The following is a 21,005-nucleotide window of genomic DNA, read 5'->3' on the forward strand; positions in this document are numbered from 1 at the left end:
CCGGTCACGCAATGGAATATTCCCACCTTCTGTGATATTCTATTTAAAAAAATAAATATTTATAGAAAGAAGTTTGGAATAGACGCCGTACAATGACTCACCTTTAAGCGGGCCCTTCCAGATAATTTCTCAAGGAGGACATTATGAATAAAATCAAGTGGTGGATCTTTTTGGGCTTGATCCTTACCGGCTTAATTGCCCCACCGTTACACAGCGCGGAAACAGTGAAAGGAGACAAGAAAATGACAGTTGCAGAAGGAAAGACAATTGGGATCGAGTATACGCTCAAACTGAAAGATGATTCCTTAATTGACACGAATGTGGGTGCTGAGCCGTTGACCTATATTCAGGGGTCTCATCAGATCATTCCCGGATTAGAAAAGGAGCTGGAAGGGATGAAGGTAGGTGAGAGCAAGAAAGTCACGGTAAATCCGAAAGACGGATACGGCGAGATCAATGATAAGGCCGTTGTTGAGGTCAACAAGGACCTGATCCCCAAAGACGTAAAGGTCGGGATGCAATTACAGGGAAGGAACGCTGACGGGCAGGCTATTTCAGCGACAGTAAAAGAAATAAAAGAGAAGACAGTTTTACTGGACCACAACCATCCTTTAGCCGGAAAGACCCTGTTCTTCGACGTGAAGATTCTCAGTATCGATTAAGCATTTCTACCCCATAAAAAATAAAAAAGGGATAATCTTTGATTCATTATTCTGTAGGGGCGGGTTTTAAACCCGCCCCTACAATTCTTGCGCAGTCTTCCATTTCAGTAACCATTCAAACAGACATATCATGAATAATTCTCCCGCACCACTTCGCGTGCGGTTTTATCCTCGCGCAGCCGCAGAAAAACGGGCTGTCTCATGATGCCGTCTTCAGTCCAGCCTGTGAAAGTGACCTCGCAGACCAGCTCAGGCTTTACCCATGTGTCTGCTGTATTGGTCTCCGGCTCAATATTAAAGGGGCATTCTTTTTGGACCAGCGGCTTCAATTTATCGTACATTACCTTTAGGTCTTTCTCCCCGAACCCGCCGCCCGAATGGCCGATGTATTTCAATTCCTCCCCTTCGTATACGCCCAGGACAAGCGTCCCGAAATATTTTCTGCCTCCTCTCGGTTCCGTGAATCCCGCAATCACAGCCTCCTGCGTGAGCCGTGTCTTCACCTTCAGCCACTGCCTGCTTCTTCTGCCCGTTTCGTACACGCTTTGAGAATGTTTGGCCATGATCCCTTCGAGACCCTTTTCCTTGACGACATTGAAAAACAGGACGCCTTCTTTCAATACGTGATCGCTGAATTTTATTTTTGGTAAAGACGGGAGGATTTTTTCCAGTAGTTCTTTTCTCCTGAGCAGGGGCAGGTTTGTCAGATCATGTCCCTTGAAGTGCAGGAGATCAAAGACGTAGTAGAGCAGATGACCGCTTTTGGATTTCCGGTAATCCTGCAGCATCTGGAAATTCGGATGCCCCTGATCATCCACTACAACAATCTCTCCGTCCAGAACAGCATCAGATCCGAGGTTCCGCAGAGATTCGGCAATGGGAGAAAACTTTTGAGTTAGCGATATCCGGTTGCGGGAATAAAGCGAAACGTTACCGTCCCTGATCTCGGCAATGACACGGTAGCCGTCCCATTTCATCTCAAAGATCCAGTCAGGATGGTCGAACGGTTTTTTTACCAGGGTCGCGAGCATGGGTTTTATGTTGTGAGGCATCGGGCTGACCGGCGCATCCTTCAGACCTTCATCTTCCAGGGCTTCCTGAAGACGTATCTGCTTTAACTTTTTTTGTTTGTAAGATCTTCCCGGCCCGGCTTCGGCGACCTCCTCCAGTGTCTTGCCGGATACCACGGAACGGTTCTCTTTTAAAATGGACAGTTCATTTGCGTATCGATCTTTCTTCTTCAGAAGCAGCCATGACTTCTCATCTTTCCGCATCCTCACGAGTGCGAATTCACCCTGAAGCTTTTCCCCGTTGAGGACAAATTTTAAATCCCCCTTTTTTAGTCCCTCCCGGAGAAGCTTCTCACTTTCCTTTTTGTCTTTTGTGGAAGGATGATGATACGCGCCCCTGTCCCAGATAATGACGCTTCCCGCGCCGTAATTGCCCTCAGGGATGACGCCTTCAAAATCCTTGTAATCAAACGGGTGGTCTTCAACCATCATGGCGAGCCTTTTCAGCGAAGGGTCCAGTGAAGGTCCCTTCGGCACAGCCCAGCTCTTTAGCACCCCGTCCAGCTCAAGCCTCAGGTCATAATGGAGCGCCCGCGCCGCGTGTTTGTGAACGACAAAAATGAGTTGGTCCGCTTCAGGGCGCACCTCAGGTTGCGGCTCAGGTGTTTTTTCAAATTTACGTTTTGATTTGTATTCTCGTAATCCCATAGCTATTAGCTGTCAGCTATCAGCTTTCAGCAAAAGAAGGAAGACCGCCTGTGCTGACCGCTGACTGCTGATCGCTTTCTTCTCTTTAACTTCAATAATACCAAAGATTTCAAGCTCGTTGGCCCTTTATCTTGAAATTCACGCCCATTTAAAAGCTGTCTTGTATTTTATGTAGTGAAAGAAACTATCGTGGAAATAAAAAGAATTCTCCGTGGGGAGATTTAGAGAAAAGAGAGAAACAGATGGTATCAGCACCTGTTTCTCTCTTTGTTCATACCGGATCAGCAGCAGCCTTTGTCGTCGGTCTTTTTGTGCTTATCGCAAAAAGACTTGATCATCTGCATACAGTTGCCATCCTTAATGTTCGCACCGGTGATCTCAATGCGGTAGCCATTATCGATCTCAGTCGTCTTGATCTGACAGCATTCCTTTTCCATTTTTCCTCACCTCCTTTCCTTATTATATTGTTTTACAACAATAGAACAATAATGATAAAAAAATATCTACTTAAGAAAATCTTTTATGGCATTGACCACCTCCTCGTTCACTCTGCAGCGGAAGTTCTGTCCTTCACGCTCACAAATGATTAGCCCGGCATTCTGCAGTTCTTTGAAATGATGTGATATTGTGGAGCGTGAAAGTTTCATGCATTCACAGATCTTTGTAAAGGCCTTCTCCACGCTCCCTGCCCCGCAGCAGGATGCCCCCTTTAAGCGAAATTCCGGTCCAACCTTAGTGCCTTCAGGCGAGCAGCAGTTCTTGTAGATCATGATAAAGATCCTCAGCCGCTGCTCATTAGAAAGGGCCTTGAAGATCTTTGTATAGTTCGATAGTTTCATGATGATAGAATAATCTAATCTTACATCTCTGTCAAGTGTTTTTTTTAGTGACTTCCATGCGCGGCGCTTCCTGTTAATTGGCTTTTAAGTATTCCCTTACTATCTCTATGCTTTCAGCGGGTTTTTCTCCAAACATGGAATGTCCGCTGCCTTTTACGACAACAGTGCGGACAACGGGGAAAAATTTCACCTGCTTTTCCTGGTGTTGCCTGCCGGTTAGCTGATTGCATTCGCTCGTTAGAAAAAGAACAGGGGACTTGAAACGCTCAACCCTTTTGATCAGGTCTATATGGATCTTTCCATCATTATCCATCGCGGAACGCAGTATTGCCTGTGCTGCCTGTGCTCCTGCGCGCCAGTGCAAGGCCGCAGCATCAGGCACTTTCCCCTTACAATAGTACTCCGGGTTCGCATATGGCGCTACCTGGCCAATGAAATAATCTGATGCCGCATCATTATCAGGCCCCTTGATGTGGAGAGACTGGAACCATGCCTTTGCTGCCCTGAGCAGGAATTCTGCGTCCCATCTCGGACCGAACCTTACTCCGGAAATCTTCATCATCTCAGTTGTCAGAAATCCTGGTTCGGCAAGCACAGCATGCCTCACTTTTTCAGGATGCCTGCCGAGATAACCTGAAACGAGCATTGCGCCCCATGAATGTCCTATCAGGTCTACTTGATCGCCCTTGCCAAAGTGATCAATTATCGAATCCAGGTCATGCAGCGCGGATTCCAGTGTAAGATCCACTGGATCAGCTCTTGATGAAAGGCCGGTCCCCAATTGATCATAAAAGACCACCTGATATTGGTCTGAAAGCTGTTTTAGCGGCAATAGCCCACGGTAGTCCCAGCCCGGGCCGCCATGCACGATGACCACTACGGGGTTTGACGGACTGCCGAAGGCCTCTGCATGAAGCATTCTGCCATTTATCTCTACTTGGGAGAGAGACGGATCGTCTGAAACCGTCATTGGAACGGAATAGTTCCCAATGGTCAGCAAGTATAGAGTAAGGAATATAGCTGCACCTGCAGCGCTCAAGTAAAAACAAATCCTGACCGTTGTTATGATAGTTCTTTTCATTTTTGCATGATCAGGAGAAAATGCGTCCATGCTCCATATGTTCCTTATTGATCGATATATATGTTTCCAGCAGGGTTGCAAACGGCTTCATCTTCGGTTCGCTCAGGATCTCATTTGTGAATGCGAATAAGGTTACGATAGCAGGGTGACTGGAATAGCCGCTTCCGAATCCGAGTACGGTCCTGACATTGTTTTCAGCGACGAATTCCTGACGAGGCACGATCATCCTGCCCTGTTCGTCCTTATCGATAGCGGCATTATTAACATAAAGCATCCCGGAATACTCATCCGCACGGCCCCTGGCGACGATCGTCGTATCCCATGTATCAAATGATCCAGGGGCAATATTCATTTTCCTGAACTGCATGGACAACATTGACAAAGACGAAACATATCCGCTCGATACCAATGGGATACACCGGAACCCCTGAGACGCTGAGCGCTCATTCCATTCGGACTTTTGTCCCCTAGTCCCCAATAAAGTTAAAATCGGCGTTCCGTCATTATAAAGATGTGCGGTTCCGGAGGCCGCTGCTTTTTTGTCGACAAGCTGCCTGTCCTGTGTCGGCAATGTGGCGTAGGGGACAGTTGAGAAGAGCCTCAGCAGCACGAGGGAGCCCTGAAAATATTCAAAGATAATATCAATGAACTCCTGAGCCAACTCTTCGGCCGTATCAATTCCCTGAATACTTTTCACCGAATTAAGCAGAATTTCAAAATCACTGGAATTTGCGTCTGACATTTTTTTCATGATTTTTTCCTTTATAGATGCGACCTGCTCACATCTTCTCTGTTCTCATTACTGTTTCTGCCGCCAAGATACCGGACATTGCTGCGGAACTTACGCCATAACCCGGATATGTGGTCTGTCCTGCCTGAAATAATCCGCTGATCGAAGAACCGTGCGGGAAATATGCCCGGGGATCAGCAGTCGGTGACAATCCGTAGACCGCCCCTTTGTAAAGGTGCATTCTGTCCTGAAAATCCTTTGGACCTGTCACCCGTTTCACCGCGATATCAAGATCGTGAATGCGGGAAAGCGCCCTGACCGCTGATGTGACCATTCCTTCCTTTTTTTGAGTGTTCCAATCATCCGCCGGAATATTCTGTTGTATGGGGGGAAACACCTCGATGATGCTTCCACCGCGAGGCGCCAGCTCCGGCATGGTAACCGTAGGCACTGTGTAAACAGGCCATTTCATTTCATCCTCATCCGGCATAAACACTTTGAATTGGTCATCCATCATCGGAAGTATGCTGTTGCAATGGCTGCGCGCGTCTACAAGGTTTGACAGGCCCAACTGGATAACCAGTGTTTTATGTGACAACGGAGCACTCCGCACCTTTCGCCGCATACCATTTGGTATGTCCTCGTCATTCAGTAGTGAACTGAAAGTCGCCATACCGCTTGCCGTTGATATTACGGCATCAGCCTCAACCAGACCTTGCCCCTCAACTTGCAACCCATGAACCCGGCCATTCCTGATGATGATTTTGTCAGCCTTCGAATTGAGGAATATTTCACCGCCATTATTCATTAAAGACCGGCTCAGCGCTTCGGGTATTTTCCCCATGCCTCCCTCAGGCAGGTAAAATCCCTCCGTAAGCATGGCAACAAGCCCCAAAATGGATAGGACCGGTGTTTTCTGAGGCGGCATGCCTGAAAAGAGCATTACGCCTGACATTGCAGAACGAACTGCTTCGTCGCTGAAGAGATTACATATCTCTGAGGCAACTGACCCGCGGAATTTTGGCAGATGACGCCACCCCTTTACAATAAACCGTGACAATGAGAACGGGTGGCGGAGAATATCGTCCGCAAAGAGACGACGGACCGGCTCCCACTTTTTCAGCATGCTGTCAAGTTCTTTCTGGAGCTGCCCCTCTTTCGCCCCGCCTTTCCTTCTGACCGTCACGTCAAGCCCGTTGCCGAAAGTCACAACAGTGCCGTCAGGTAAAGTTGTTGTCTGGTTAGCAATTATTTTTCTTAACGGCAGGAGCGAAGAGCGGTCAAGGCCTAATCTCTCAAATACATGCTCCAGGATACCGGGAAAGGCCAGATACAGGGCGCCATCGTGAAACGTGTACTCGTTCATGTAAGTGTTGGCGCAGCAGCCTCCGAGCTTATCATTGGCTTCGAAGAGCTTCACTCTCATACCTTTTTGAGAAAGCAGTCCGCCAGCTGCCAATCCAGACACACCTCCGCCGATAATTGCCACCGTCTTAATTTTGCTCACAGCATTTTCCTCTCCGATTACTTTCGTTGCAATTCAACAGTTGAATGAATATTCGATCATTCATGATCTTAAAAGTATCCTTTCATAAGTCTGTCGACCCATTCCGGTACTGTAGCATTTATCATACGATCATATGCTGGATAGTAGGGTTTCACATCAACGACCGGGGTTCCATCGATTGCGTCCAGTCCCCGGACTATCAGCGCTCCATATTCGACCCTGACAATTGATACCGCTGTAATGCCTATCGGATTTGGACGATCCTTCGCCCTCTGTGCAAAAATGCCAACCTCAGGCATGGTATCAAGTCCCCGCGGCCTGCGCACGAGATGTTTGGATGGATCAAAAAGAGCCTCATGCAAGAAAGTAACAATGAGTGCGTGTGAAAACTGTTCGATTCCCTGCAAGCCCTTGCGGTACTCTTGTTGAAGAACAACCCGGGCATCAACCTTGCCCCATTGCTCATCCTTCTGTTCCTTGACAGATGATTCTACGTATCCGATTATCTTGAGTATTATATTGTTCATTAATATCTCCTCACGATTTTTTCGGAACATCACGCGAAAACAGTCTCGGCAGTTCCCATGGATGCCATTTCAAATAATTAGCTATTGGAGGTGGATCTGGCGGATCTGTTTTCGTCTCTTTCGCTGTTCCCGTCCACTCGAACTGCAGGTGCTTAACGCAGCCTGGCATCTTCATCTCTTCCAGTGCATCAAGAGCGCCCAGAAGCACAGCCCTCTGCACATCTTTGTCCCCGGGCTTCCCCATTGTTTGTCCAAACGGATGTTCTATCCCGGCAAGGCGCGGCACGCGCACCGCCGATGTCAGGTCTGGAATGTTTGATAATGCAATGGTCGTAATTCCTGCACGCTCTATCTCCCGTTGTGCCAGTCCGACGGACCAGCAACAGACAGGTCAGGCAGGGACCAGCACCACAACATCTACTGCATCTGCCCTGAGATGTCCGATTATCGCGGGGATGCTTTTCTCTAACAGCTCCCGTGGATCGAGAATGTATCCCATAATCGAATAGTGTGATGGTGCCGCACGGCCGACCTTCCGCATCTCAACCAGCTCTTGCAGCCGTTCTATTGGCAGGAGGCAGTTCATGTCCTGCTCAGCCGGACGCGGATCAATGTGCATATGATACACTCGGATATCTTTGGTCTTTGTCCCATTGGGAATCATACGATATGACGGATCGCCCCACCACGGATTTTGGCGCTCTCCTTCCTGATCAAATGGACGATCTGTCTTAAGAGCAATCCCTCCAGTGCTAATCAGTGCAACAGTACAATCAGACACCGGTTTGGATAGAGATGTCCAGGGAATCTCACGCGGATATTCGAGTTTGGTCCACGATCTGATAAGTCTTTTGCTTACACCACTGATGAAATGATACGAGTCAACAATTTTTGTCATAGCTACTATTCCTCCTCACTTCTGTACAATCCTAAATGCATGCAAACGGCCAAGCCAAGGGAGACAGCGGCTTTGTGCTGTGTCCCTCTCGAGCACATGTTCGACGTATTATTCATTTCTGTTTCGACGCTATTGCCACTGACTCTTGCAAAGGCAACATGTTTCCCGTTGTCAAGTAGTGGTTGAGCATGACTTCTCCCATACTAAACTCGAAAGAAAAGTTCTTTGATAGTTCGTTGAGTGCCTGGTTTCCCTGTTCAGTCAGGCCAACGAGCAGCAGCTCATTTACAGCGCGGGTTGTGCCATCTCCATTGTCTGTGAGTGCAATGGAAATGCTCATTGTCCTGAGCACATTCACGCGGACAAATTCGATCCTTGTATTTGGCTCGTATCTGCATACTACCCACACATCGTCCGATGTCTCTCCTGGTAGCCGCGTTCTGAAGACACAGTTCTTTTCAGCAATTCCTGAGTCGGAGTGGAGAATCTCGCACTGCCAAGGTTCTATCCACTCATATTCACGGACCGGACAAAGGAGAGGGAATACCTTGTCGGGTGGAGCTTGAAACTGCTGAATAAAACTGCTTTTGATTTTTTTTGCTCTGAAATTACTCATGTCTTATTTCCTTTCTTGTTAATTACATTAATAAGGTATTTCTTTGCCCACACATACGATGGAATAAATGTGCAATACAGCACCAGATACAGGATAAATATCGGCAGCATGTTTGATATTGTAATCCGGCCCGATCTCACAACAAAAAAAGCTGCACCGGATAGAACAGTTACAACAGGGAACAGGGTAATAAAAAGGATGTCGGCACGCTCTATGGGTCGTAGTTGCGCCCAGAACAATAACACTGTCCAGCCCAACATCAAAGCCCCTGCAATCCGCGAAACATATAAATATATCTGTGACATCTCAAATGGCTGGGGCTGAAGAACAAGCTTAGCGGCTTTAGGTGAAAACAGCAGTATCGTCGCAACAGCATCAGCAATGATCCCGATCCAGTATGATGTCTTAAGAAGTTTATTCATATGTTTCCTATAAAAAAAATCGTCTCAGCCTTTCTATCAAACCTTGTTTGTTAGCATCAGGGGAAGATATTGCTATCGATGCCTCCGAAAGGGCCCAGGTAATGACTCGCCCTTTTTTACTGATCAGGAAGCTCTGATCACTGCATAATATATGATCTTCACCATCATTTTGCTGTGTGACACTGACCGTGCCTTTTTCGCATGATATTAACGTTCTCCTGCTGTCACCGTCGATCTTCAGCACTGAGTTCTCGCCGACGGTTATCTTTAAGGATTTCATGTTCGCCTCCCGCCTACTCATACGCCAGCGCTTCCCGTGTCGATACTTTAACTGCGTTGCGTGCCGGGATGCGGCTGGCCAGCCACCCAAAAACTAACGTTGCAATCAGGGTTATAACAAATCCAGTCTTGCTGAACGAAGAACGAAGCTCGACCTCCAGCATCAGGTTGCCGAAAAATCTTGAGGCAACGATACTGAGCGGCCACGATAATAGCAATCCGAGAAAGATACTGATAACGCTTACTATCATCCCTTCTGCTACAAACAAGTTATAGATGATCCTGGGAGTGGCCCCTATTGCCCTAAGCACACCGATCTCACGGGTCCTCTCCATGATATTGATACTCGTGGCGGATGCCATTCCTATAGCACTGACAACCAGCACCAGCAAGGCAAAGAAAACGATTGTCACGAGGATTATTTTCAGGTGGTCGTAAATAATTTTTACCCGTTCCGCCTGCATCATGACATAGAGCACTTGCAGGCTGGACGGCCCGATCGCCTTCTCTATATCTTTTTTCAGGGCTATTACCTTGTCATAGCTTTTGTCCTTGGCGACAAACATCAAGCTGTTGATATAGTGGTCCGGATTGGCAAAAGCATCATACTGCTCCTGGGCCATATAGATCTTCGGTCTCTCAAGTTCTTCAACGATCCCGACCAGCTTTGCCTTTAATTGTTTTCCTCTGACACACAGCGTATGATAACCGCCGATTGCCGGATTATCGTACATCGCTGCTGCCTCCTGATTCATAACGATCTCCGGATCGACCGGACCGCTTAACCAGCGCCCCTTGATGGACCTGAAGGCAAGTAGATCGGTGTTGTAGGGAAGTGCGACAATCCCTACTCCCGCATCCGTTGAGACGATCATATTTTGCATTGCGCCGCGGCCGCCGTTCCACGTTTCGATCCGGCTGATATTGTCAATGCCTCTGAAATATTTCAGCGCCTCTTCTTTAGGCATCTGGTTGATCAGCACCACCTGGACATCATGTTTCATACTGTTGTTCACGTCCGACAGGAGGTACTTGAGGGATTGCTGCACATTGAACCCTGTGCTGAATATCGCCACACCGAGTGCCATGGCAGCTACCGTGACCGCAAGGCGTTTTTTGCGGCGCATGGTATTCTCGAAGGCAAGTACAAGATTTTTCGGAAGCGGCAATTTATTAATGACCCCGGACTTCTTCGCGGCCGTGTCCAGTTGAATGCCGTAATCGCTTAACGCTTCACGGACAGAGGTCCTTGTGCCCTTTAAAATCGCCGGGAGGGAGAGTAAGACCGGCGGCAACAGACTCGCGACTATAAGATAAAAATACATATAATGCGGCAGGGATGTGGTAAGGACTTCGAAATTAAGGACCTTCGCCACAAAGAAAGCGTATGCGTAGCCTGACTTGACCGCAAGCGGTATTGCGATCACCCCGGATATAACTCCAAGGACCAATACCATCGTCAAATAGATTTGAATGACCTTTGACCGCGACGCGCCAATGGCCTTGAGAATTCCAATTTGCCGTATTTGCCTTGCCAGAATAGCAGCTATTAATTGAGAGACCAGAACGGCCCCCAAAAAAAACGCAAGGAACCCGATACTCCCCTCTAAAAACAGCAGTGTGTTTAACTGCCACTGGTGGGGATGCTCCATAAATTTAGGTATATTAACGGTATCAACTGCAATATCCAAGGATTTGAAATAATTAACGAGACCGTCTGCGGCAGTCTGGACTTCCTCTTTCGTCTTTACATTTTTAAAACGAATGATCAACCGCTGGTTGGCTGCCTCACCGGTAATTTCCGAGTAAGTTCTTTTATTCACATAAGCATAGATCAGGTGGTCCTGCGTGCCCGGCGACTGCGCTGGATCAAAACTGATCCCGGCAACCGGAACATCAACGACCCTTCCTCCCGCACGAACGCGCGCAGGAGAACCGGCCTTCAGATCAGAAAAGCGGAGTCCGTCGCGTTCGATCAGCATGGCCCCGTCTTCTGGCGCAATAGGCCCGCCATTGTTCTTTTGGTCAAAAATTCGCGCCAGGTTGAAATCGTTAAAATCTTCCACGCCGAATAACCATAATGGTATCCATTCATCCCGACGCGTCTCGATCCTCAGCGTGGCAAAATCCCTGAATTCAGCCTTCTCAATTTCAGGACGATTTCGCAAGGCTGATAGATCCAGCCGATTAAAATCTTTGGATGCTATGACAGCATGAAGCGGGTCAGTCCTGACAAAATTTTCATTCAGATCGCGACTAAGGATGGTATACGACACCAGAATGGACCCGATGCCCCAGAGGCCGACCACCAGGGCGAGAATGACAAGAATTGTGCGGCCCGGATTGATCCGAAGATCGCCGATAACTTTTCTAAATCTCATGTTCATAGTAATGTCCTCCTCTATGATCTGTCGCCGCTCATGTCATCAACGATCATGCCGTCCTTCAGCGTAATGACCCGGTCATATTCAATGTCTGAAACTTTTTCGTGGGTCACTACAATGACTGTTTTACCGTTTTCAACAAGATCGACAAACAATCTTTGAATGGCCCCGGTGGTCTTACTGTCTAAATTCCCTGTAGGCTCATCCGCAACCAGGATAGGCGGGTCGTTGGCCAGTGCGCGTGCAATGGCTGCTCGCTGTTGCTCGCCGCCGGACAACGCGGCAGGAAACTTGTCTGCGTGCTGTGAAATGCCGACCTGGGCAAGCAGCGCCTCTGCCCGGTCGTTGCGCTCACTTTCTTTAATATTGCCGACGAAGTCCATTGCCAACAGCAGGTTCTCCCGGATGCTGAGAGTCGGAATTAGCTGAAAGAACTGAAAGACAATGCCGACATTCTCTCCCCTCCACTTTGCCAGGCGGCTTTCGTCCAACGTGTGCACATCAGTGGAATTGATCTTGACCGTTCCGCGGCTGGGATGGTCAATGCCCGTCAGCATATTGAGCAGGGTGGATTTGCCGCTCCCGGACTTCCCTGTGATCGCCACATGCTCCCCCTGTTCGATATGGAGATCAATGTTCTTCAACGCGTCAAAACGAACAGACGCCGATTCGAACCACCTCGAAACCTGATCGAGCTGAATAAAGTTTGACATGTTAGTGCTCCTCCTTATCGCTTACGCGTTATTTTTTTCGCTGGTGCGGTTTTACGCTTGCTATCTGGCGCAATGCCGCTCCATAGCGCCTCAACAAATCCCTTCACAGCATGGTCCATGTTCTTGCCGCCGTGGATCTCCATCAGCTCAAATACCGCCAGGCTGTGGATCGCCGAAACGAAGAGGCTGGCGGCGGCCGTAGGATTATCGGCTTTAATCGTTCCCCGTGCATTCGCCTCTTTCATGTGTGCGGCAAGCGCCTCTGCCAGTTCCTGCTCAGGCATACTTTTAAAGTGGGCCGTCACATCAGACATGCTGATCGAAGGATTGGTTATCAGATGCATGATGACGGGGATGAGCGTACGAAAATAGGCCAGGATCCTTTTGCCGATCTCGGTCAGGACCGGGCGCGGGTCGGTTTTTTCTGTAAATGAATGGATTATGGCCTCGATGTCGACCTGCTGCGGGACCATTGCAGCCAGAAAGAGCGCGGCCTTTGTCGGATAACGCTGATAAATGGTTGCCTCGGAGACCCCGGCCCGGCGGGCTATCTCCTTGGTTGACCCGAATGCGCCGTTTTTAAGAAACTCTTCCCGCGCATGCTGCAGCAACTGTTCATCTCGAACGACCTTTCGTCTTCCCATTGTTTCCTCCATGATTTATAAGTTATCACTCACTTATGATAAAAGTCTAACGTGTTCTTGTCAAGTCTTTTTTGTGAGGAGATGGATGGCGCGCTGTTTACCTGGGAAACTTCCGTGCGGCGCGTGTCCGCGCTTTGGCGGCCTCTACTGCGCGGTCCCTTGGCGGCGCGTTCGTCTCAAGCGAGTCCAGAAGTTTTCTTGAAGCTGCCGCAATCTCTTCAACAGCCGCAAGGAATGCAGCTTCGTTGGCCTTCGACGGCTTGTGGAAGCCGCTTACTTTTCTCACGAATTGCAGCGCGGCCGCGCGTATCTCTTCGCCCGTCACATGCGGTTCGAAGTTAAATAGGGTCTTGATGTTTCTGCACATAAGCGTTACCTCAAAGCAGGGGCGGGTTTCAAACCAGCCCCTACAGATGGACTATCTTCTGTTTCTTCGTAAGCAGTTCCCGGAAAAGGTCGCCGTTTTTCTCGGCCCGGCTCACGGCTTCCGAATGCAGGACCAGCAGTTTTTCGGGATCGCCCTGCTCAGCCAAAATTTCCAGCTCCTCCCATTCAAGGGGGAACGAGACTGTCGGTTTTTCCCTTGCGCGCAGGGAGTAGACGCAAATCATTGTCTTTGAGGAGTCGTTCTGAGACCAGTTGATGAAGACTTTTTTTGTCCGTTGTTCCTTCGCCATTTTTGAGGTCACCAGATCAGGATAGTTCCGCTGCAGGACTTCAGCCACGGCCTTTGAAAATTTCTTGGTGTCATCAAAGGTCGCTTCTCTGCGGTTCAAAGGGACATATACATGAAGTCCTTTTTTCCCCGATGTTTTCACATAGCCTGAAAGACTCATTTGAAAGAGTAAGTCCCGAAGTATCAGGGCCACCTTCGAGCAATCCAGAATGTTTGCCTGGTCCCCGGGATCAAGATCGAAGACAATGGAATCCGGGGTCTCAGGTGAACCGGCCCTGGCCAGAGGCACGTGCAGTTCAAGAGACGCAAGGTTCTCCACCCATATGAGCGTCTCCAGATCATTGACGAGACAGACTGTCATCTTCTCTTCTTTATGATGCACCTCCGCGGTTTTCACCCAGGCTGGACGATGGGAAGGACATCGCTTCTCGAAAAAGAAATCCTTTTCCGTTCCATCGGGATAACGCTTTAAGGTCAATGCCCGGTCTTTCAAATGCGGCAGTATGAAGTCCGCGATCCGGCGGTAGTATTCAAGGACATGGGCCTTTGTGAAACCATAGGAGGGATAGAGGTCCTTTTTCAGGTTCGACAGGGAAAGTCTTCTTCCGGCAGCCTCAACGATTTTTTTGCTCACCGGTGCTCTTTCACTTTGCGCATGCTCTCCTCCAGCACCGCGACCAGATCGACCACACCTTCTTCCACTTCTTCCTCAATCTCAGGGGCCTCTACCGTACCTTTTTCTTTCGCCTTCTTCTCAAGGAGCTTCGTGATCTTTTTCCGGCGTTCGTCAGCGTATTTGTCGGGATGAAAGTCGGCGGTCATTTCCCTGATGATTTTTTTCATGCGGGTTTTCTCTTCGGATTCGACTTTTTCATCTTTCGGCAGGAGGTCCTCATCGGAAAGTATTTCCCCGCTGTAGTGAAGCGTGATCAGCGACAGTGCGCCATCCGTGCTCTTGACCGCAACGAGATACTCCCGATCCCGCAGCACAAATTTCGCGAGTCCCGCCTTGTTCGTTCGACTTATCACCTCAACCAGCAGGCGGTAGGCCTTTTCGCCGCCTTTGGAAGGAACAAGATAATACGGGTGATCATAATAGACCGGGGATACGTCTTTAATATCGATGAACTCCAGTATCTCGATCGTGCGGCTTCTCTCCGGAGATACGGATTCCAGCTCTTTGTCCGTTATCACGATGTAATTGTCGGGTGCGATCTCATATCCCCTGACGATCTCATCTGACGGGACGATGGTTTCTTCTTTCGGACAATACATTTTTCTTGCGAGGGGAGAATAATCTTTACTGTGAAGCATTCGAAAGGAGACACGCCCGGTCTCGACAGCCCTGACCAGCTTTACCGGTATCGCAACCAGGCTGAAACTTATTGTCCCGTTCCATATTTCCTGTAATGGCATATAACTCCTCAGTAAGTAAGAAGTTGGAAGTGGGAAGTAAGAAGTGAAAAAAAGAAGGAGCTAATTTAAAGATCTTTTTTACTTCTCACTTCTTACCTCTCACTTCTCACTTCTTACCTCTCACTTCTCACTTTTTCATGCTACCTTCTTCAAACTCGCCTTGAGCGCCTCAAGGAGTTTGTCCGGCGCTGTGGGTTTCAAATGTTTCGGGCGCAGGAGCGCGATCTTTTCTCCACGGGCTTTTTTATCTATCAAGTCCTGCAATTTTTTCTGATGTTCGTTTTGGAATTTCTGCGGCTCAAAAGGGGCTGACAACTGATCGATCAGGTCTCTTGCGATCTTCAGCTCTTTATCAGACAGGGGAGCTTTTTGCAATTCGAGAGATTGTACCGCAACCACTTCATCGGCATACCGCAGGGTATTCAGGCACAGGAGCTTCCCGCTTATCTGCAAGGCGCCAAGATAAGAACGCCTTCTCATGGTCCATGTGCAGATCCCCGCCGTACCCGTTTCCTTCAATGCGTCGGCAAGCGCGTTATATTCTTTTACAGTGATGTCCGGCTCCAGATAATACATGCGTTCAAAGAAAACAGGATCGATCTGTCCGGTCTTTACGAATTCATGGACTTCGATCATCCGGCCGTCTTCGGGATCGGTCTGTTCAAGCTCCGCCGGATCGACGAGGATATATTTTCTGTCCTCTAACTCAAACCCTTTGGCCTGTTCTTCAGGCGGTACGGGTACTTTTTCATACGCGCAGATCATCTGCTGGTGCAATTTCACACGATCACGCTTGTGCAGAAGATGAAACTGTATCCGCTCCTGCTGTACCGCCGTATGCAGCTTCACCGGCACATTGATATCGCTGAACTGGATATACCCTTTCCAGAGCGTCCTTCCCGACATTGAAAATCCTCCTCCTTTAATAAACCACAGAGACACGGAGACACAGAGGAAAACAACTCTTGTCCGCAGATTTCGCAGATTACAAAGATTTAAAAATAATTTCTAAAACCTGCGTTCATTTGTGCAATCTGTGGATGAATTTTTTTATTCTTCTCTGTGCCTCCGTGTCTCTGTGTTTATTTTTTTGTCCTTACCCATAAGAGAAATATAGCACACAATGTCCCGCTGTCAAGGTTTAGAATTAAGTTCTTTATGACATGTGACGATATAACCTCAAGGACCGTTCCAATGAAATACGTTAAAGAAGAACAACAGCGGATCGAGAAGTTAGAGTCAACGGTCAAGAACTATATAGAGCACCATCTCGGAAAGGACTGCGAGCGGTCTCATACTTTTGACTTTTATATCGGGCTTGCCTATGCCATGCGTGACAGGCTTATAGAGGCATGGCTTGCTACGCAGAGGTCTTATTACAATACGAAGGCCAAGCGGGTCTATTACCTTTCTCTTGAATTCCTTGTCGGCAGGACGCTTGGCAACAGTATGGTCAACCTTGGGACTGAAGACGAATGCAGTCAGGCCATGGAAGCGCTGGGCTGCAAGATGGAGGACATAAGGGAGTCGGAGTGGGACGCGGGGCTCGGCAACGGAGGCCTGGGCCGTCTTGCAGCATGTTTCCTTGATTCCTTTGCCACGTTGGGAATCCCTGCTTACGGGTATGGAATAAGATATGAATACGGGCTCTTTTACCAGAAGATCAATGACGGGTATCAGATTGAAACCCCTGACAACTGGCTGAGGTACGGCAATCCGTGGGAAATCGCAAGGCACGGTCATTTTTTCTCAGTCCATTTTCATGGAAGGGTAAACCAGCATGTGGACCAGCATGGAATATTGAGGAATGAATGGGTCGAAACCGAAGAGGTCATGGCAATGGCATGTGATACTCCTATCCCCGGCTACAGGAACGACAATGTAATCAATATGAGACTCTGGACCGCAAAGTCTTCAAGGGATTTCGATCTGCACTTTTTTAATGGCGGCAATTATATCCACGCAGTTGAGAACAAGGCAAAGTCGGAAAGCATTTCAAAAGTGCTTTATCCCTCAGACCACATTATGGAAGGAAGGCTCCTGAGGCTGAAGCAGCAGTATTTCTTTGTCTCCGCGACCTTTCAGGACATTATCAGGAGGTATAAAAAAGAAGACCTTTGTTTTGATAATTTCACAAACAGAGTGGCTGTGCAGCTCAATGACACCCATCCTGCCATCGCAATCCCGGAACTTATGAGGATCTTGCTGGATATCGAAGGTCTTCCCTGGGAAAAGGCATGGGACATTACAGTCGGAACATTCGGGTATACGAATCACACCGTCATGCCGGAGGCCCTTGAAAAATGGCCGGTCTCAATGTTTGAAAACCTGCTGCCGAGGCACTTGCAGATAATCTATGAGATCAACAGGCGGTTCCTTGAAGAGATAAACTGGCGGTTCCCGGGAGATTTTGAAAAGAGGAAACGAATGTCGCTTATTGAAGAGGGAGATCAACAACTGATAAGGATGGCAAATCTTGCGATCGTCGGAAGCCACTCTGTCAACGGCGTTTCAAAACTCCATTCCGAGATACTCAAAGATCAAATATTCAAAGATTTTTATGACATGTTCCCTGAGAGATTCAACAATAAGACAAACGGCATTACACCGCGAAGGTGGCTCAGGAAGGCAAACCCTCTCTTGTCAGGCCTTATCACGGAACATATAGGAGATAAATGGGTTGCCGATCTTGATGAGTTGAAAAAACTTGCTCCACTTTCTGAAGACAGAGAATTCAGGGAAAGATGGATGGACGTCAAGACGGAAAATAAAGAACGTCTCGCGGAATACATTTTACAAAAGAACAATGTAAGCGTTAACGCAGGCTCCATGTTTGACGTCCAGGTCAAGAGGATACATGAATACAAAAGACAGCTTTTGAATGTCCTGCATGTCGTGACCCTCTATAACAGGATAAGACGCGGCACAGGTGAAGGACATACGCCCCGCACGGTGATATTTTCCGGAAAGGCCGCCCCGTCATACTGGATGGCGAAGCTTGTGATCAAACTGGTCCATTCAGTGGCAAATGTTGTTAACCACAACAAAGATGTGAGAGACAAACTAAAGGTGGTTTTCCTCAGTAATTATAATGTCTCTCTGGCGGAAAGAATAATACCTGCTGCTGACCTGTCAGAGCAGATCTCAACCGCGGGAACAGAAGCCTCCGGCACAGGCAACATGAAGCTGTCATTGAACGGAGCGCTGACAATAGGCACGCTTGACGGCGCGAATATCGAGATAATGGAAGAGGTGGGCAGGGACAACATATTTATCTTCGGGCTTACCCCGCAGGAAGTCACGGGGTTGAATAGCGCTGGTTATAATCCTTACAGCTATTATGAGAAGAACCAGGAATTGAAAGAGGTTTTAGACATGATAGGCAGCGGATATTTTTCACCGGAAAACGCCGGGCTCTTCAAACCTGTTGTTGACTCCATCCTCTATGGCGACACATATATGGTCCTCGCCGATTACGAATCCTATGTCCGCTGTCAGGAAAGCGTCGGCAAGCTCTATGCCGACAAACATGAATGGGCCAGAAAGTCGATCCTGAATGTCGCAAATATGGGAAGGTTCTCCAGCGACCGCACCATAAAGGAATATGCAAAAGAGATATGGGGGATAGACACGGAGAATATGAAGTCCCTCAGATAAGCAGGCGCAGCAAGGCTACGCCCCTGTCAAGCGATCAGCAATCAGCAAGAAAAATATAAAAGCCATGTGACTGCTAAAAAGTAAGGACGAACGGCCGTTCGCCCTTACTTTTTATTGCATCCCTTCACCAACCTACGGAAGTGAATGCGGTTTGCTGCGTTCGTGTACGGAATAGTTTTGGCCAGCACAAAACCAGTTGAAAAAATATCGAAATATCGAAATCAAGATTGACAAAATTCAGCGCGGCTTTTTATATTAACGCTGTTAAGAAAACGTAACGGCGTGAGGACAAGATCAATGGGAGTCATAGAAAAGCGGGCCAGGCACAAAGAGGAGTTTCGAAGGGAAATTCTCGATTCAGCCCGCGAGATATTTATCAGTGACGGGTACGACGGGTTTTCAATGCGGAAACTTGCCGGGAAAATAGACTATTCTCCGACCACCATCTATCTCTATTTTAAGAACAAGGACGAATTGCTCTTTGCCATATGTGAAGAGTTCTTTGCCAGGTTTCTCGCTAAACTGAATCGTATCCGGTCTGTTTCTCAGAGACCTGTCGAGACCCTTCGGCAAGCCGTTATTTATTTCATGAATTTCGGGCTTAAGAACCCTGATCAATACAAGCTGATCTTTTTTACGAAGAGCGTTTACGGAACACGGGAGGAATTAGTTGAAAAGGAATCTATGGCGCGAAACACCTACTTCGTATTCAAAGATATAGTGCAGGACTGCATCAACGCCGGGAAACTGCGGAAGACGGAAGTGGATGTGATAGTGGATATATTGACAATAGCATCTCACGGTGTTATAGCGAAGAATATATATTGCGAAAATTTTCTGAAAGATAGAATCGAAATTGTCGCGCATACTCTGGTGGACGTGTTGCTGCGTGGATTACGGAAGTAGATTCTTTTTCTGTCAATATAATGTGTTGGAAGCCAGTTCCAGAGTAAAAGAGAAATTGATGCTAAATATTAATGGAGGAATCGGACATGTTATTTTTATGGATGAATAAACAAACCGGGAGCAGGGCCGGAAGAATTGCTATTGCCGGGATGCTTGCCGGATATCTTGTTGTGGCCGGCTGCGGAAAACAGAGCGAGGTCTCAAAGGCGGCGCCGCCGCCTCCCGAAGTGGGAGTCATTGCGGTACAACCGCAGCGCGTGGCGCTTACCACGGAGCTTGCCGGTCGCACCTCTGCCTTTCTCATTGCAGAAGTAAGACCGCAGGTAGGGGGCATTATTCAGAAACGCCTGTTTACAGAAGGCTCAGACGTCAAGGCAGGGGACGTGCTCTACCAGATCGATCCGGCCTACTACCAGTCAGCCTATAACAGCGCAAAGGCGGCGCTGGCCAGAGCTGAAGCCAATCTTATTCCGCTCCGGCTTAAGGCCGGGCGCTATCAGGACCTTGTGAAGATCAATGCGGTCAGCCAGCAGGACTACGACGATGCAAGCGCGGCGCTTAAACAGGCTGAGGCCGACATAGAGTCCGGCAAGGCAGCGGTCGAGACTGCCCGGATAAACCTGGCGTATACAAAAGTAATTGCTCCCATCTCCGGACGGATCGGCAGATCATCAGTCACTGACGGCGCTCTCGTGACCGCCAGTCAGTCTGCTGCGCTTGCCACCATTCAACAGCTCAGCCCCATGTATGTGGATGTCACACAGTCAAGCTCCGAGTTGCTGCGTCTCAAGCAGAACTTCGCAAGCGGCCTTCTGAAAAGCAACGGCGCGGACCAGGCAAAGGTGAGGCTTCTGCTGGAGGACGGCAGCGCCTATCCATTGCAGGGCATACTGAAGTTTTCTGAAGTCACAGTGGACCAGAGCACGGGCTCCGTCATGCTTCGGGCGATCTTTCCGAATCCAAACCAAACACTTCTTCCGGGCATGTTTGTCCGCGCTATCATGGAGGAAGGTATCAGCGAGAATGCAATCCTTGTTCCTCAGCGCGGGGTAACTCGTAACCCGAATGGGAGCGCCATGGTAATGGTGGTTGGAAGCGAAGAGAAGGTGGAACCCAGGACCATCAAGGTCATACGGACCGTAGACGACAACTGGCTGGTCAGCGAAGGACTGAAAGCAGGCGACCGGGTCATTCTGGAAGGACTGCAAAAGGCGCGACCGGGAACGCCGGTCAAGGCCGTGGCGTTCGGAAGCAATGCGAATGGAACTCCTGCTGGCGCTCCGAAAACAGCCGGAAGCAAATAAACTTAAAAAAGGCTTTTACCACAGAG

Annotated in this window: 23 protein-coding genes; 4 read left to right on the top strand and 19 right to left on the bottom strand. The window is 48.6% G+C overall.

Annotation, left to right across the window (positions count from 1 at the left end; genetic code table 11):
* The first annotated feature begins 143 nt into the window (after positions 1-143).
* Positions 144-662: a peptidylprolyl isomerase gene (locus tag HZB61_14195; protein ID MBI5057759.1), complete on the top strand. Its 519-nt coding sequence runs from the start codon at positions 144-146 to the stop codon at positions 660-662.
* Positions 663-790: 128 nt separating this feature from the next.
* Here the strand turns inward: HZB61_14195 and HZB61_14200 are convergent, their stop codons facing one another.
* From HZB61_14200 to HZB61_14290, 19 genes are all read right to left on the bottom strand, one after another.
* Positions 791-2,380 carry a hypothetical protein gene (locus tag HZB61_14200; GenBank protein MBI5057760.1) on the bottom strand — a complete coding sequence of 530 codons (1,590 nt, stop codon included), beginning with the start codon at positions 2,378-2,380 and terminating at the stop codon, positions 791-793.
* Between the two features lie 281 nt (positions 2,381-2,661).
* Positions 2,662-2,817 carry a hypothetical protein gene (locus HZB61_14205; protein MBI5057761.1) on the bottom strand — a complete coding sequence of 52 codons (156 nt, stop codon included), beginning with the start codon at positions 2,815-2,817 and terminating at the stop codon, positions 2,662-2,664.
* A 66-nt stretch (positions 2,818-2,883) separates the two neighbouring features.
* Positions 2,884-3,219, bottom strand: a complete 336-nt coding sequence (locus HZB61_14210; protein ID MBI5057762.1) for a helix-turn-helix transcriptional regulator — start codon at positions 3,217-3,219, stop codon at positions 2,884-2,886.
* Between the two features lie 73 nt (positions 3,220-3,292).
* Complete coding sequence (locus tag HZB61_14215) at positions 3,293-4,300, bottom strand: alpha/beta hydrolase (protein ID MBI5057763.1); 1,008 nt, start codon at positions 4,298-4,300, stop codon at positions 3,293-3,295.
* Between the two features lie 10 nt (positions 4,301-4,310).
* Complete coding sequence (locus HZB61_14220) at positions 4,311-5,051, bottom strand: hypothetical protein (GenBank protein ID MBI5057764.1); 741 nt, start codon at positions 5,049-5,051, stop codon at positions 4,311-4,313.
* 28 nt (positions 5,052-5,079) lie between these two features.
* Positions 5,080-6,537 (bottom strand): NAD(P)/FAD-dependent oxidoreductase, encoded by a 1,458-nt coding sequence (locus HZB61_14225; GenBank protein MBI5057765.1) that lies wholly within the window; start codon positions 6,535-6,537, stop codon positions 5,080-5,082.
* 68 nt (positions 6,538-6,605) lie between these two features.
* Positions 6,606-7,064, bottom strand: coding sequence for a tRNA (N6-threonylcarbamoyladenosine(37)-N6)-methyltransferase TrmO (gene tsaA, locus HZB61_14230; GenBank protein ID MBI5057766.1), 459 nt, complete (start codon positions 7,062-7,064; stop codon positions 6,606-6,608).
* 10 nt (positions 7,065-7,074) lie between these two features.
* Entirely contained in the window at positions 7,075-7,350 is a 276-nt protein-coding gene (locus tag HZB61_14235; protein ID MBI5057767.1) for a hypothetical protein, read from the bottom strand.
* Positions 7,351-7,455: 105 nt separating this feature from the next.
* Positions 7,456-7,962: a hypothetical protein gene (locus tag HZB61_14240; GenBank protein MBI5057768.1), complete on the bottom strand. Its 507-nt coding sequence runs from the start codon at positions 7,960-7,962 to the stop codon at positions 7,456-7,458.
* A 112-nt stretch (positions 7,963-8,074) separates the two neighbouring features.
* The gene (locus HZB61_14245) at positions 8,075-8,371 is read right to left on the bottom strand and encodes a hypothetical protein (protein ID MBI5057769.1); all 297 of its coding nucleotides are present in this window, start codon (positions 8,369-8,371) and stop codon (positions 8,075-8,077) included.
* A 203-nt stretch (positions 8,372-8,574) separates the two neighbouring features.
* The gene (locus tag HZB61_14250; protein MBI5057770.1) at positions 8,575-9,000 is read right to left on the bottom strand and encodes a hypothetical protein; all 426 of its coding nucleotides are present in this window, start codon (positions 8,998-9,000) and stop codon (positions 8,575-8,577) included.
* 7 nt (positions 9,001-9,007) lie between these two features.
* The gene (locus tag HZB61_14255; protein MBI5057771.1) at positions 9,008-9,280 is read right to left on the bottom strand and encodes a hypothetical protein; all 273 of its coding nucleotides are present in this window, start codon (positions 9,278-9,280) and stop codon (positions 9,008-9,010) included.
* Positions 9,281-9,293: 13 nt separating this feature from the next.
* Positions 9,294-11,666, bottom strand: coding sequence for an ABC transporter permease (locus HZB61_14260; GenBank protein MBI5057772.1), 2,373 nt, complete (start codon positions 11,664-11,666; stop codon positions 9,294-9,296).
* Positions 11,667-11,680: 14 nt separating this feature from the next.
* A complete protein-coding gene (locus HZB61_14265) occupies positions 11,681-12,376 on the bottom strand; it encodes an ABC transporter ATP-binding protein (GenBank protein MBI5057773.1) in 696 nt (231 codons plus the stop codon).
* Between the two features lie 14 nt (positions 12,377-12,390).
* Positions 12,391-12,987: a TetR/AcrR family transcriptional regulator gene (locus HZB61_14270; protein ID MBI5057774.1), complete on the bottom strand. Its 597-nt coding sequence runs from the start codon at positions 12,985-12,987 to the stop codon at positions 12,391-12,393.
* Between the two features lie 130 nt (positions 12,988-13,117).
* Entirely contained in the window at positions 13,118-13,387 is a 270-nt protein-coding gene (locus HZB61_14275) for a DUF2277 domain-containing protein (protein ID MBI5057775.1), read from the bottom strand.
* A gap of 40 nt (positions 13,388-13,427) precedes the next feature.
* The gene (locus HZB61_14280; protein MBI5057776.1) at positions 13,428-14,330 is read right to left on the bottom strand and encodes an ATP-dependent DNA ligase; all 903 of its coding nucleotides are present in this window, start codon (positions 14,328-14,330) and stop codon (positions 13,428-13,430) included.
* Positions 14,327-15,112: a Ku protein gene (locus HZB61_14285; protein ID MBI5057777.1), complete on the bottom strand. Its 786-nt coding sequence runs from the start codon at positions 15,110-15,112 to the stop codon at positions 14,327-14,329. Before HZB61_14285 ends, HZB61_14280 begins: the two co-directional genes overlap by 4 nt.
* Positions 15,113-15,247: 135 nt before the next feature.
* Complete coding sequence (locus tag HZB61_14290) at positions 15,248-16,018, bottom strand: Ku protein (protein MBI5057778.1); 771 nt, start codon at positions 16,016-16,018, stop codon at positions 15,248-15,250.
* A gap of 288 nt (positions 16,019-16,306) precedes the next feature.
* On the opposite strand from HZB61_14290, the gene HZB61_14295 reads away from it, so the two are divergent.
* The 3 genes from HZB61_14295 (at position 16,307) to HZB61_14305 (ending at position 20,979) form a co-directional block, all read left to right on the top strand.
* The gene (locus HZB61_14295; protein MBI5057779.1) at positions 16,307-18,769 is read left to right on the top strand and encodes a glycogen/starch/alpha-glucan phosphorylase; all 2,463 of its coding nucleotides are present in this window, start codon (positions 16,307-16,309) and stop codon (positions 18,767-18,769) included.
* A 297-nt stretch (positions 18,770-19,066) separates the two neighbouring features.
* Positions 19,067-19,675 carry a TetR/AcrR family transcriptional regulator gene (locus tag HZB61_14300; GenBank protein ID MBI5057780.1) on the top strand — a complete coding sequence of 203 codons (609 nt, stop codon included), beginning with the start codon at positions 19,067-19,069 and terminating at the stop codon, positions 19,673-19,675.
* Between the two features lie 101 nt (positions 19,676-19,776).
* Entirely contained in the window at positions 19,777-20,979 is a 1,203-nt protein-coding gene (locus HZB61_14305) for an efflux RND transporter periplasmic adaptor subunit (protein MBI5057781.1), read from the top strand.
* The last annotated feature ends 26 nt before the right edge of the window (positions 20,980-21,005 follow it).

The organism is Nitrospirota bacterium (assembly GCA_016214845.1).
In the GTDB taxonomy this organism is placed as follows: Bacteria; Nitrospirota; Thermodesulfovibrionia; order UBA6902; family UBA6902; genus SURF-23.

Bases quoted from the DNA above. Each gene is read 5' to 3' on its own strand.
- HZB61_14195 (MBI5057759.1), top strand. From the start codon at position 144: ATGAATAAAATCAAGTGGTGGATCTTTTTGGGCTTGATCCTTACCGGC.
- HZB61_14200 (MBI5057760.1), bottom strand. From the start codon at position 2,380: ATGGGATTACGAGAATACAAATCAAAACGTAAATTTGAAAAAACACCT.
- HZB61_14205 (MBI5057761.1), bottom strand. From the start codon at position 2,817: ATGGAAAAGGAATGCTGTCAGATCAAGACGACTGAGATCGATAATGGC.
- HZB61_14210 (MBI5057762.1), bottom strand. From the start codon at position 3,219: ATGAAACTATCGAACTATACAAAGATCTTCAAGGCCCTTTCTAATGAG.
- HZB61_14215 (MBI5057763.1), bottom strand. From the start codon at position 4,300: ATGAAAAGAACTATCATAACAACGGTCAGGATTTGTTTTTACTTGAGC.
- HZB61_14220 (MBI5057764.1), bottom strand. From the start codon at position 5,051: ATGAAAAAAATGTCAGACGCAAATTCCAGTGATTTTGAAATTCTGCTT.
- tsaA (MBI5057766.1), bottom strand. From the start codon at position 7,064: ATGAACAATATAATACTCAAGATAATCGGATACGTAGAATCATCTGTC.
- HZB61_14240 (MBI5057768.1), bottom strand. From the start codon at position 7,962: ATGACAAAAATTGTTGACTCGTATCATTTCATCAGTGGTGTAAGCAAA.
- HZB61_14250 (MBI5057770.1), bottom strand. From the start codon at position 9,000: ATGAATAAACTTCTTAAGACATCATACTGGATCGGGATCATTGCTGAT.
- HZB61_14255 (MBI5057771.1), bottom strand. From the start codon at position 9,280: ATGAAATCCTTAAAGATAACCGTCGGCGAGAACTCAGTGCTGAAGATC.
- HZB61_14260 (MBI5057772.1), bottom strand. From the start codon at position 11,666: ATGAACATGAGATTTAGAAAAGTTATCGGCGATCTTCGGATCAATCCG.
- HZB61_14265 (MBI5057773.1), bottom strand. From the start codon at position 12,376: ATGTCAAACTTTATTCAGCTCGATCAGGTTTCGAGGTGGTTCGAATCG.
- HZB61_14275 (MBI5057775.1), bottom strand. From the start codon at position 13,387: ATGTGCAGAAACATCAAGACCCTATTTAACTTCGAACCGCATGTGACG.
- HZB61_14285 (MBI5057777.1), bottom strand. From the start codon at position 15,112: ATGCCATTACAGGAAATATGGAACGGGACAATAAGTTTCAGCCTGGTT.
- HZB61_14290 (MBI5057778.1), bottom strand. From the start codon at position 16,018: ATGTCGGGAAGGACGCTCTGGAAAGGGTATATCCAGTTCAGCGATATC.
- HZB61_14295 (MBI5057779.1), top strand. From the start codon at position 16,307: ATGAAATACGTTAAAGAAGAACAACAGCGGATCGAGAAGTTAGAGTCA.
- HZB61_14300 (MBI5057780.1), top strand. From the start codon at position 19,067: ATGGGAGTCATAGAAAAGCGGGCCAGGCACAAAGAGGAGTTTCGAAGG.
- HZB61_14305 (MBI5057781.1), top strand. From the start codon at position 19,777: ATGAATAAACAAACCGGGAGCAGGGCCGGAAGAATTGCTATTGCCGGG.